The sequence below is a fragment of the Pseudomonas sp. RC2C2 genome (assembly GCF_018390435.1).
Lineage (GTDB): Bacteria > Pseudomonadota > Gammaproteobacteria > Pseudomonadales > Pseudomonadaceae > Aquipseudomonas > Aquipseudomonas donghuensis.
In genome coordinates this window covers 3,314,147-3,326,540 of sequence record NZ_JAHBAX010000001.1, presented here as the reverse complement: position 1 = coordinate 3,326,540, position 12,394 = coordinate 3,314,147, and the positions used below count along the sequence as shown (strand labels likewise).

At 63.2% G+C, this 12,394-nt stretch carries 9 protein-coding genes; 3 read left to right on the top strand and 6 right to left on the bottom strand.

What is annotated here, in order from left to right; translation table 11 throughout:
• Nucleotides 1-2: 2 nt before the first annotated feature.
• The 6 genes from KHO53_RS15335 to mreB all read right to left on the bottom strand — a co-directional run bounded on the left by KHO53_RS15335 (nt 3) and on the right by mreB (nt 8,867).
• Complete coding sequence (locus KHO53_RS15335) at nt 3-3,818, bottom strand: YhdP family protein (RefSeq protein ID WP_213570475.1); 3,816 nt, start codon at nt 3,816-3,818, stop codon at nt 3-5.
• A gap of 88 nt (nt 3,819-3,906) precedes the next feature.
• Nucleotides 3,907-5,364, bottom strand: a complete 1,458-nt coding sequence (rng, locus tag KHO53_RS15330; RefSeq protein WP_010223400.1) for a ribonuclease G — start codon at nt 5,362-5,364, stop codon at nt 3,907-3,909.
• Between the two features lie 80 nt (nt 5,365-5,444).
• On the bottom strand, nt 5,445-6,047 hold the full coding sequence (locus KHO53_RS15325; RefSeq protein WP_010223401.1) for a Maf family protein: 603 nt from the start codon (nt 6,045-6,047) through the stop codon (nt 5,445-5,447).
• A 35-nt stretch (nt 6,048-6,082) separates the two neighbouring features.
• Nucleotides 6,083-6,571: a rod shape-determining protein MreD gene (gene mreD / locus KHO53_RS15320; RefSeq protein ID WP_010223402.1), complete on the bottom strand. Its 489-nt coding sequence runs from the start codon at nt 6,569-6,571 to the stop codon at nt 6,083-6,085.
• On the bottom strand, nt 6,571-7,614 hold the full coding sequence (gene mreC / locus KHO53_RS15315) for a rod shape-determining protein MreC (protein ID WP_010223403.1): 1,044 nt from the start codon (nt 7,612-7,614) through the stop codon (nt 6,571-6,573). Before mreC ends, mreD begins: the two co-directional genes overlap by 1 nt.
• A 215-nt stretch (nt 7,615-7,829) precedes the next feature.
• The gene (mreB, locus tag KHO53_RS15310) at nt 7,830-8,867 is read right to left on the bottom strand and encodes a rod shape-determining protein MreB (protein ID WP_008371426.1); all 1,038 of its coding nucleotides are present in this window, start codon (nt 8,865-8,867) and stop codon (nt 7,830-7,832) included.
• A gap of 202 nt (nt 8,868-9,069) precedes the next feature.
• On the opposite strand from mreB, the gene gatC reads away from it, so the two are divergent.
• Genes gatC through gatB form a run of 3 tightly spaced genes read left to right on the top strand, consistent with a single transcriptional unit; the run spans nt 9,070 to nt 12,282 of the window.
• Nucleotides 9,070-9,357, top strand: a complete 288-nt coding sequence (gatC, locus tag KHO53_RS15305) for an Asp-tRNA(Asn)/Glu-tRNA(Gln) amidotransferase subunit GatC (RefSeq protein ID WP_010223404.1) — start codon at nt 9,070-9,072, stop codon at nt 9,355-9,357.
• A 16-nt stretch (nt 9,358-9,373) separates the two neighbouring features.
• Complete coding sequence (gatA, locus tag KHO53_RS15300; RefSeq protein ID WP_213570474.1) at nt 9,374-10,825, top strand: Asp-tRNA(Asn)/Glu-tRNA(Gln) amidotransferase subunit GatA; 1,452 nt, start codon at nt 9,374-9,376, stop codon at nt 10,823-10,825.
• 11 nt (nt 10,826-10,836) lie between these two features.
• A complete protein-coding gene (gene gatB, locus KHO53_RS15295) occupies nt 10,837-12,282 on the top strand; it encodes an Asp-tRNA(Asn)/Glu-tRNA(Gln) amidotransferase subunit GatB (RefSeq protein ID WP_010223406.1) in 1,446 nt (481 codons plus the stop codon).
• The last annotated feature ends 112 nt before the right edge of the window (nt 12,283-12,394 follow it).

Genomic DNA, 12,394 nt, shown 5'->3' with positions numbered 1-12,394 from the left:
TCCTAGCGTGTTTTTTCGAAAGGTTTGATAAAGCTTATCTTAGGCTCTTTCCACGGACCCTCGACGCGATAATGCACGCTGGCGTATCGCGCCACCCGATCACCGAGCAGCCGGTCAACCAGGAACAATGCCCCGCCGATGGCCGGCGCCCCGACAATCAGGGCGGCAATCGGCAGGTTGTTGGTCACCGGCAAGGTCACCAACAGGTTGGCGTCGACCCGGTCACGGACCATGTCCAGGGTGCCATCCAGTTCCAGGTTGCTGGACGGGCCCGTCAGGGTAATCGGCTCGCGGGTCACGTAGACCCCTTCACTGGCCACCAGCAGGCCCTTGACCCGGTCGTAGCTCAGACCCTTGTCGAGCAGGTCGGAGAAGTCCAGGCGCAAGCGCCGACCAATCGAGTTGAAGTTGAGCAGGCCGAACACCCGCAGCGCCTGGGCGCCGCCTTCCACTTCAACGAACTGACCTTTGCGCAAGGCAGCATCGAGGCTGCCGGAGAAACGCTTGAGCCCGACCCAGGCAGGCGAGCCGGGCCAGCGACCATCGACATCGAGGCGGAAATCACGGCTGGTGACCGTCGGGGCAAAGTTCCAGGCCTTGAGGATGTCAGCCAGGTTCTTGCCTTCCAGGCGGCCCTTGTACCAACTGGCGCTGGCCCCCGGCGCGCCTTCCCAGCCACCGTTGCCGTCGATCTGCAGGCCTTTGACGCTGACGTCGAGGTCGTTGAGAGCGATACCTTTGGCGGTCGGGCGAACTTTTACCGCCCAGCTGCCGAGCAGGTCGTCACCGCGGAACAGCTTGTCGATGGTCAGGTCGACGGCTGGAATCTTGCGCGGATCGATGTTGGCCATCGGATCCGGACCGTCATCGGAAGAGACTTCAGCGGGGTCGGCGGGCGGCAGGTGAATGGTCTGCAGGTTGATCACCATCGGCGCCCCCTTGGCATCAGGGATGCGGGCGTTGCCGATGAGTTCCTTGCTGTCCAGGCGCAAGGCCCACAGGTTGCCGCTGCGGTCCACACGTACCACCGCCTGGGCCAGGTTCAGGCCAAAGCCCTTGAGCTGGCCAATACTCAGGTCGACGCCGCGCAGCATCTGCTTGGCACTGCCGCTCGGGTCATTGCCGGCAAAGCGATCAAGCTGCTTCTGCCAGGGCTCCAGGTCCAGCTCCGCCAGGCGGCCACGCACCCGCAGGCCCTGGCCCGGTGGCAACTGGACGGTCCCGGCGCCGAACAGCAATTCGCCACGCCCCTGGTCGAGCTTGTCCATGGGCGCGGCATAGAACGCCTTGGCGACATCGGCGTAAGTGACATTGAAACGCCGCTCCGGCCCCTGCAAGGTCATGCTGAACTGGCTGTTGCGGGTTTCACTGGAAGCCTTGCCAAAGGGTGCTGGCAAGTCCACCGTCAAGCCCTTGAGGCTGGAATCGACCGTCAGCAGGTTTTCGCGACTGCCCAGGCTCACCTGCAACTGATAAGGCAATTCGCCGGACAGCGGCAGGGCCTGCTTGACCTGCAGCCAGTCGGTCAGCGCCTTGACAGGCATCTGGCCCTTGGCGTTGACGCGAGTTTGCAACTGGCCGGACTTGCCTTCGGCAAAGATCTGCGCGGTGATCGGCTTGTCGAAGGACCGTGCGCTGATGTTCTCGCCGCTCAGGCCCTTGTCGAAGTCAAAGCGGAAATCGCCCTTGAGCTGGTTCAGCTCCAAGGCTGGCGCGGCGATCTTCAACCGTGCATCGCCGGTAGCGAAATCGACCACGATCTTGGGCTTCTGCCCCTTGGCCAAGGGGATATCCAGCTTCAGCTTGCCCTTGAGGCTGCCCTCGCCTTCCCAGCCGGCGAAGATCGGCCCGGTGCCGATCGGGGCGTCCTGGAGAATCTTCAGGCCATCGCCGAGCCCGCCGTCGAATTCACCGTCCAGATAAAGGTGATTGTGTTCACCGGCCACGACATGGGGAATGTTGACCTCAACGTCACGCACCTGGGTATTGAGTAACTGCCCGCTTTGCGCCTTGATGCGCACGCCAGCGTCGTCGATGAACACATCACCGGCAACTTTCTGCACCTGCGGCCAGCCCGGCTGAAAGTCCAGGGCGGCATCGTGCACCTTGAAGAACAGGCTGATGCTCCGGGCCTGCGCCGGGGCACCGTGATTGATCGAGCCCTGATACTGGAAATACCCTTCATCAACCGCGCCCTTGAGGATTGCCGTGCGCAGCCATTCATCCAGCCCCGGGCTGAGCACCTCGGGCAGGTACTTGGCAGTGTAGCGACCATCGCCGTCGACCAGGCCGACACGCAGGTCCATGTAGTCTTCGCGGGTTTCATCGAACAGCAGGCGAATCAGGAAGTCGCCGGCGATCTTGCCCTCATCGCCCAGCACCTTGAGGTACGGCGCGATCAAGGTGAAGCCTTCCTGGTCCAGGCGCCAGGTCAGCCGTGCATTGGCCTTCTGGTAGTGCCAGGGTTTCTCGAAGATCGGGTACAGGTGCAGCATGAAGACATCGGTATCCAGGCGCAGCTCGCCCTGGCCGAGGTCGCCGCTGATGCTGCCGCTGACATTCCCCGCCGCCGGGGCGCCGTGATAGGCATCAAAACCTACCCGCTCCAGGTTGGCAGCGAAGCTCAGGCGCTGGTCACCCTGGGCTTTAGGCCGGATATCCAGACGCACATTGCGCAAGGCCCCCGTGACCTTGAGGCCATCGACTACCGCCATGAGTTTTTCCGGAAGCGGTGCCAAGGCATCGAGCAGCGGCGTGACGGGCGTCAGGTCGAGGCGGTCGGCCTGGATCGCCCAGGTTTCATCGCTCGACTCGGTCGCTGCCGTCTGCTTGAGCTGCACGTGGGATTCCCAACGGGTCTTGCCCAGGCTCATGGCCAGGGAGTCGACCAGCACATCAAGCCCCTTCTCGCTTCGCTGGAACCAGGCATTGAGGGCCAGGTTATCGACCTGCACCGGCTTGCGTTCGGCATAGTTGCCGCGCAGCTGCGGCGCATTGAGGCGCACCATGGCGCTTTGCAACTGGCCCTTGCCCCAGTTCGCCCACAGCTCGCCACCCGCGCGCAGCTCGGTGGCCTGCCACTGGCCCAGCAGGCGAGGTGGCAGCCAGCGCGCCCAGTCGCTTTGCGGCAAGCTCAGGTAGGCATCGACTTCACCGTCGCGCCACTGGCTTGGGCGGATGCGGCTGCGCAGGCTCAACGCCAGCGGCTGGCCATCGGGCAGGGTCACCCGCGCATCCAGGCGCTGACGCACGCTGCCGGTCTGCAGGCCAAGGCTGACGTAGGTGAGGGTCATCGGCTCGCGCTGGAACGCCTGCAGCGTCACCTGGCTGTCGACCACCGTGACCTTGGACACCACCTGGATTTGCTTGAGCAGTTGCTCGGGGTCCAGCGGCTTGTCGTCTTTTTTCGGCAGCCCTTCCAGAGCCCAGGCGCCATTTTCATCTTCGCGCAGACTGAGCTGCAGGCCACCGACCTCGAGGTTGGCCAGGCGCACTTGACGCTCGACCAGGCTGGCCCAGAGGTCGGGCACCAGCTTGACGCCGTCCAGACGCAGGGCCGTTGCCCCTTCGCCGACCTGGATATCACGCACCCGTACAATCGGCGCCAGGCCGCTCCAGTGCCCTTCCAGGGCACCAATATGCACCGGCATGCCCAGGGCCTGCTCGGCCTTGGTTTCGACTTCGGCGCGGTACTCGGCCACCAGCGGAATGAACTGCCGACCGAGGCTGACATACAGCGCCACCAGCACCGCCAGCAAGGCACTGAAGCCGAGCCCCCAGCGGGTCAAGGCGCCAAGAACGCGTATTAGTCGTTCCATGCCAGTGGCCCTCCAGATCGTGGCTTAACTATGGCCGCAACCCGGCGCTTTGCCAGCCGACGCACGGCGCAATGTTGTTCAGAACGAGTCAGAGGAGCACCACATCGTATTGTTCCTGGGAATACATGGACTCGACCTGGAAGCGAATGGTTCGACCGATGAAGGCTTCAAGCTCGGCAACATTGCCCGACTCTTCGTCCAGCAAGCGGTCTACCACCTTCTGGTTGGCCAGTACTCTATAGCCTTCGGCCTGATACGCACGGGCTTCACGAAGGATCTCGCGGAAAATCTCGTAACAGACTGTCTCGGGGGTTTTCAGCTTGCCGCGCCCCTGGCAGCAGTAGCAGGGCTCGCACAGCACCTGCTCGAGGCTTTCGCGGGTGCGCTTGCGAGTCATCTGTACCAGGCCCAGTTCGGTGATGCCGATGATGTTGGTCTTGGCGTGGTCGCGCTCCAGCTGTTTTTCCAGGGTGCGTAGCACCTGGCGCTGGTGTTCTTCATCTTCCATGTCGATGAAGTCGATGATGATGATCCCGCCGATGTTGCGCAGGCGCAGTTGCCGGGCAATGGCGGTGGCCGCCTCAAGGTTGGTCTTGAAGATGGTTTCTTCGAGGTTGCGGTGGCCGACGAAGGCCCCGGTATTGACATCGATAGTGGTCATCGCCTCGGCCGGGTCGACCACCAGGTAGCCGCCGGACTTGAGCGGCACCTTGCGGTCCAGGGCACGCTGGATTTCGTCTTCGACGCCGTAGAGGTCGAAGATCGGTCGCTCGCCCGGGTAATGCTCCAGGCGATCGGCGATCTCCGGCATCAGTTCGGCGACGAACTGCGTGGTTTTCTGGAAGGTTTCCCGCGAGTCGATGCGAATCTTCTCGATCTTCGGGTTGACCAGGTCGCGCAAGGTGCGCAAGGCCAAGCCCAGGTCTTCATAGATTTCGGTCGGCGCGCCGACGGTCTTGATCTGAGTGCCGATCTGCTCCCAAAGCCTGCGCAGGTAGCGGATGTCCATGAGGATCTCATCGGCGCCGGCACCTTCGGCGGCGGTACGCAGGATGAAACCGCCGGCGTCCTGGATGTTCTCCTGGGCGATACAGTCGGTAACCACCTGTTTGAGGCGCTCACGCTCGGCTTCGTCTTCGATCTTCAGGGAAATGCCGACATGGCTGGTGCGCGGCATGTACACCAGGTAACGGGACGGGATCGACAGCTGGGTCGTCAGGCGCGCGCCTTTGGAGCCAATCGGGTCCTTGGTCACCTGCACCACCAGGCTCTGGCCCTCATGCACCAGGGCACTGATGCTCTCGACCGACGAACCTTCGCGCAGGGAGATTTCCGACGCGTGGATGAACGCTGCGCGGTCCAGGCCGATGTCGACGAACGCCGCCTGCATGCCCGGCAGCACCCGCACCACCTTGCCTTTGTAGATGTTGCCGACAATGCCGCGGCGCTGGGTGCGCTCGACATGCACCTCCTGCAGTACACCGTTTTCCACCACCGCCACGCGTGATTCCATCGGTGTGATGTTGATCAGAATCTCTTCACTCATGGCAGGCTCTCGTCAAATGACTTCAGTAATGATGGATCGCGCGTTGGCGACTGGCTAGGGCAGTTCTGGCTTATCCTCGCTCAACGGGCCGACAGGCGCTGCCAGCAGGGGATGCCGAATTGGCCAAGCAGTCCAGCGGTTTCACTTAGAGGCAGGCCGACCACCGCCGAATAGCTGCCTTCAAGGCGCTGTACGAAAACGGCACCCAGGCCCTGTATGGCATAGCCGCCCGCCTTGTCGGCCGGCTCGCCGCTGGCCCAGTAGGCCTCGGCTTCCTCGGCGCTGATGGGGCGAAACAGCACATGGCTGCTGACACTGACGCTCAGGCAACGCTCATGATCGGCCACGGCGACTGCGGTCAGCACCTGATGCTGGCGCCCGGAAAGGGCTGCCAGCATCGCCAGGGCGTCTTCGCGGTGTTGTGGCTTGCCGAGAATTCGACCTTCGAGCACCACGGCGGTATCGGCCCCCAACACCGCTACCGGGCTGTTGTTGCCCTGGGGCAACGACGCCAGGCCGGCGCAGGCTTTTTCCCGCGCCAGACGCTCGACATAAGCCTCGGCCAACTCGGCGGGCAGCGGCGTCTCGTCGATCGCGGCACTCAGCGAAGAAAAGGGAATGCCGATCTGGGTCAGCAACTCACGGCGGCGTGGCGAGCCAGAGGCCAGGTACAGCAGGGTCATCTTGACGTCTCCCTGTCAGCGTCGAATGTAAGTGCTCAGTTGATGCTCAGGCGGCGGCGCAGACCACGCAGGCCATAGCTGATCCACGGCCAGAGCAAGGCGCTGATGACCGCCGACCAGATCAGCGCCAGGGTCGGCAGGCGGTTGCCGGTCAGGGCGCTGAGCCACAGCTGGATCAACTGGGCCAGGCCGAAGATCACCAGGATCACCAGGCTCTGCTGCCACATCGGGAACATCCGCAGGCGCTGTTGCAACGACAGCACCAGGAAGGTGATCAGGGTCAGCACCAGAGCATTTTGGCCCAATAGCGTGCCGTACAGTACGTCTTCGGCCAGGCCCAGGACGAACGCGGTGGTCATGCCGACCCGGTGCGGCAGGGCCAGGGTCCAGAAGGCCAGCAGCAGTGCCAGCCACATCGGCCGGAACACTTCGGCGAAGGGCAGCATCGGCGATACGCTGAGCAGCATACCGATCAGAAAAGTCAGCCAGACGACCCAGCCATTACGGCTGCGGGTGCTTACCATCAGTGTCTCTCCCGGGAAATGACTGGCGCGCCCGGCGTTGCAGCAGGGGCTGCGGGGGCTGCCGTGGCGGGCGGATGGGCACTGGTTGCCGGTGTGGCGGGTGCGGCAGGCGCTGGTGCTGCTGGCGTCGAAGCGGCCGCTGCCGGTGTGACCGCAGCAGGCGCAGCCGGGGACGCGGCAGGCGCAGCACCCACCGCCGAAGCAGGCAGGCCCTGGCGATCCGCCTGTTCCTGGGCAATCGCCGCATCACTGGCACGTTGCTCGGGCGAACGACTGTCGGTGAACACCAACAGCAGGTAGCGGCTGCGGTTAAGCGCAGCAGTCGGGATCGCCCGGACGATGGCAAACGGCTGGCCGGAGTCGTGGATCACTTCCTTGACCGTGGCCACCGGGTAACCGGCCGGGAAGCGCTGGCCGAGGCCCGAGCTCACCAGCAGGTCGCCTTCCTTGATGTCGGCGGTGTCGGCAACGTGGCGCAGCTCAAGGCGCTCCGGGTTGCCGGTACCGCTGGCAATCGCCCGCAAGCCGTTGCGGTTGACCTGCACCGGAATGCTGTGGGTGGTGTCGGTCAGCAGCAGCACCCGCGAGGTGTAGGGCATCAGTTCGACCACCTGGCCCATCAGGCCACGCGCGTCGAGCACCGGCTGACCGAGGACCACGCCATCGCGCTCGCCCTTGTTGATCAGGATCCGGTGGGTGAAGGGATTGGGATCGACGCCGATCAATTCGGCGACTTCGACCTTCTCGTTGACCAGCGCCGACGAGTTGAGCAACTCGCGCAGGCGCACGTTCTGCTCGGTCAGGGCCGCCAGCTTCTGCAGGCGACCTTGCAGCAGCAAGGCTTCGGTCTTGAGTTTCTCGTTTTCGGCAGCGAGTTCGGTACGGCTGCCAAACTGGCTGGCAACCCCCTGCCACAAGCGCTGGGGCAGATCGGTAACCAGGTAGGACGGCATCAGCACCAGGCCCATCTGGCTGCGCAGAGGCTTGAGCAGGGTGAAGCGTGCATCGACCACCATCAGGGTGATCGACAGCACAACCAGCACGAGCAGGTGTACGCCCAGCGAAGGGCCCTTGGCGAAAAGCGGTTTAATGGGCCGCTCCTCGTGGACGACGATTCAAGAGGTCATTCATACGGCAACGCACCGGCCTGCTTGCGGATTGACGGAAAATGACGCCCACACGGACGTCAGCCCAGCACATACAGGTAGCACTGTGAGCACTACCTGTAAACCGGGCGGCGTGAACTGCAGGTTCCAGCTTATTCGCTGGAGAGCAGGTCCATGGTGTGTTTGTCCATCATTTCCAGGGCACGGCCACCACCGCGCGCCACGCAGGTCAGCGGGTCTTCGGCGACGATCACCGGCAGGCCGGTTTCCTGGGCCAGCAGCTTGTCGAGGTCGCGCAGCAGGGCGCCACCACCGGTCAGCACCAGGCCACGCTCGGCGATGTCCGAAGCCAGCTCCGGCGGCGATTGCTCCAGGGCGCTCTTGACCGCCTGGACGATGGTCGCCAGGGACTCCTGCAGGGCTTCAAGCACTTCGTTGGAATTCAGGGTGAAGGCACGTGGCACGCCCTCGGCCAGGTTGCGGCCGCGGACATCGACTTCACGGACTTCGCCGCCCGGATAGGCGGTACCGATTTCCTGCTTGATGCGCTCAGCGGTGGATTCACCGATCAGGCTGCCGTAGTTGCGACGCACGTAGGTGACGATGGCCTCGTCGAAACGGTCGCCACCGACCCGTACGGATTCGGCGTAAACCACACCGTTCAGGGAGATCAGCGCGATTTCAGTGGTACCACCACCGATATCGACGACCATCGAACCGCGAGCCTCTTCAACTGGCAGGCCGGCACCGATGGCGGCGGCCATCGGCTCTTCGATCAGGAACACTTCACGGGCACCGGCGCCCAGCGCCGATTCACGAATGGCCCGGCGCTCGACCTGGGTCGATTTGCACGGCACGCAGATCAGCACCCGCGGGCTTGGCTGCAGGAAGCTGTTTTCGTGAACCTTGTTGATGAAGTACTGCAGCATTTTCTCGCAAACGCTGAAATCGGCGATCACGCCGTCTTTCATCGGACGAATGGCAGCAATGTTGCCAGGCGTACGGCCCAGCATTCGCTTGGCTTCAGTACCGACAGCGACGACACTTTTCTGGTTGCCGTGAGTACGAATGGCCACAACCGATGGCTCATTCAGGACGATACCGCGCTCACGCACGTAAATAAGGGTGTTGGCAGTGCCCAGGTCGATGGAAAGATCGCTGGAAAACATGCCACGCAGTTTCTTGAACATGGGAAAGTGACCCTAGGCAACGCGTGGGTAAAAAAGTGCGGCAAACTCTAACAACGGCGGGGATTTTGGGCAAGGCACCAATATGTTAAATTGGTGGTTTTTCCGAGCAAGCCTGCACATGATCGCGGCCTTATGACCGTAATACTGCCAGCATGTTCCTCATCGCGGACCAAATCCGTTTTTGTTTCCCCAGGAGATCCCCATGGCGCTTGAACGCTGCGACGTGGAAAAGATCGCTCATCTGGCCCGACTTGGCCTGAATGAAAGCGATCTGCCACGCACTACCGATGCCCTGAACAGTATTCTGGGACTGGTCGACCAGATGCAAGCAGTCGACACCACTGGCATCGAGCCACTGGCCCACCCACTGGAAGCCACTCAGCGCCTGCGCGCCGATGTGGTAACAGAAAGTAACCACCGTGACAGCTACCAGGCCATCGCCCCGGCGACGGAAAACGGCCTGTACCTGGTTCCGAAAGTCATCGAGTAAGGGAATAGAGCCTGCCATGCATCAATTGACCCTGGCCGAGATCGCCCGCGGACTCGCCGACAAGAAGTTTTCTTCCGAAGAGCTGACCCGTGCCCTGCTGGCGCGGATCCACCAGCTCGATCCGCAAATCAACAGCTTCATCAGTGTCACCGACGAACTGGCCATCAGCCAGGCCCGTGCTGCCGACGCCCGTCGCGCTGCCGGCGAGAGCGGCGCCCTGCTGGGCGCGCCGATCGGCCACAAGGACCTGTTCTGCACCCAGGGCATCCGCACCAGCTGCGCCTCGAAGATGCTCGACAACTTCAAGGCGCCGTATGACGCCACCGTGGTCAGCAAGCTGGCCGAAGCCGGTACCGTGACGCTGGGCAAGACCAACATGGACGAATTCGCCATGGGTTCGGCCAACGAGAGCAGCTACTACGGCGCGGTGAAAAACCCGTGGAATTTCGAGCACGTGCCTGGCGGTTCCTCCGGTGGTTCGGCTGCCGCGGTTGCCGCGCGCCTGCTGCCGGCGGCCACCGCCACCGACACCGGCGGCTCGATCCGCCAGCCGGCGGCACTCACCAGCCTGACTGGCCTGAAACCGACCTACGGCCGTGTTTCGCGCTGGGGCATGATTGCCTACGCATCGAGCCTCGACCAGGCTGGTCCGCTGGCCCGCACCGCCGAAGACTGCGCGCTGCTGCTGCAAGGCATGGCCGGTTTCGACGCCAAGGACTCCACCAGCATCGATGAACCGGTGCCGGACTACAGCGCCAGCCTCAATGCCTCGCTCGAAGGCCTGCGCATCGGTCTGCCGAAGGAATACTTCGGCGCCGGCCTCGACCCGCGCATCGCCGACCTGGTCCAGGCCAGCGTCAAGGAGCTGGAAAAACTCGGCGCCGTGGTCAAGGAAATCAGCCTGCCGAACATGCAGCACGCGATTCCGGCCTACTACGTGATCGCCCCGGCTGAAGCCTCGTCCAACCTGTCGCGTTTCGACGGCGTGCGTTTCGGCTACCGCTGCGAGAACCCGGTCGACCTCACCGACCTGTACAAGCGCTCCCGTGGCGAAGGCTTCGGTGCCGAAGTGCAGCGCCGGATCATGGTCGGTGCCTACGCCCTGTCGGCCGGCTACTATGATGCCTACTACCTGCAGGCGCAGAAAATCCGCCGTCTGATCAAGAACGACTTCATGGCTGCCTTCAACGATGTCGACGTGATTCTCGGCCCGACCACGCCAAACCTGGCCTGGAAGATCGGCGCCAAGAACAACGACCCGGTCGCTGAATACCTGGAAGACGTCTACACCATCACCGCCAACCTCGCCGGCCTGCCAGGCCTGTCGATGCCGGCCGGTTTCGTCGATGGTCTGCCGGTTGGCGTGCAGTTGCTCGCGCCGTATTTCCACGAAGGCCGCCTGCTCAACGTCGCGCACCGCTATCAGCAAGTGACTGACTGGCACACTCGCGCACCTAACGGCTTCTGAGGGACCACCACATGCAATGGGAAGTTGTCATCGGGCTGGAGATTCACACCCAGCTCGCCACCCAGTCGAAGATTTTCTCCGGCAGCGCCACCACTTTCGGCTCCGAGCCAAACACCCAGGCCAGCCTGATCGACCTGGGGATGCCCGGCGTACTGCCGGTGCTGAACCAGGAAGCGGTGCGCATGGCCTGCATGTTCGGCCTGGCCATCGATGCCGAAATCGGCCAGCACAACGTGTTCGCGCGCAAGAACTACTTCTACCCCGACCTGCCCAAGGGCTATCAGATCAGCCAGATGGAGCTGCCGATCGTCGGCAAGGGCCACCTGGACATCGCCCTCGAAGATGGCACGGTCAAGCGCATCGGCATCACCCGTGCGCACCTTGAAGAAGACGCCGGCAAGAGCCTGCACGAAGACTTCAGCGGCTCCACCGGCATCGACCTCAACCGCGCCGGCACGCCGCTGCTGGAGATCGTCTCTGAACCTGACCTGCGCAGCGCCAAAGAGGCGGTCGCCTACGTCAAGGCCATCCATGCCCTGGTGCGTTACCTGGGCATCTGCGACGGCAACATGGCCGAAGGCTCGCTGCGTTGCGACTGCAACGTCTCGGTACGCCCCAAGGGCCAGGCCGAGTTCGGGACCCGCTGCGAGATCAAGAACGTCAACTCGTTCCGCTTCATCGAGCGCGCCATCAACACCGAAGTGCAACGCCAGATCGAACTGATCGAAGACGGCGGCAAGGTCATCCAGGAAACCCGCCTGTACGACCCGAACAAGGACGAGACCCGCTCCATGCGCAGCAAGGAGGAAGCCAACGATTACCGTTACTTCCCCGATCCGGACCTGCTGCCGGTGGTCATCGAGAACGCCTTCCTCGAAGCCACCCGCGCCACCCTGCCGGAGTTGCCACCGCAAAAGCGCGAGCGCTTCCAGAGCCAGTTCGGCCTGTCGGTCTACGATGCCAACGTGCTGGCGACCAGCCGTGAGCAGGCAGACTACTTCGAACAGGTGGTCGGCGTGTGCGGCGATGCCAAGCTTGCCGCCAACTGGGTCATGGTCGAGCTGGGCAGCCTGCTCAACAAACTGGGCCTGGAAATCGACCAGTCGCCGGTCAGTGCCGAGCACCTGGGCGGCATGCTCAAGCGCATCCTCGACAACACCATCAGCGGCAAGATCGCCAAGGTAGTGTTCGAGAAAATGGCCGCCGGTGACGGTGATGCCGACCAGATCATCGAAGCCGAGGGCCTGAAACAGGTCACCGACAGCGGTGCGATCGAGAAGGTCCTGGACGAAGTCCTGGCAGCCAATGCCGAGCAGGTCGAGCAGTACCGCGCTGCCGACGAGGCCAAGCGCGGCAAGATGTTCGGCTTCTTCGTCGGCCAGGCCATGAAAGCCTCCAAGGGCAAGGCCAACCCGCAGCAAGTGAACCAATTGCTCAAGAGCAAGCTCGAAGGGTAGTTCGCATTACCCTGTGGGAGCCGGCGTTGCCGGCGATGCAAGGCGAAGCCTTGCCAGTTTCTGGGGCTGCCGAGCAGCCCATCGCCGGCAACGCCGGCTCCCACAGGTGATC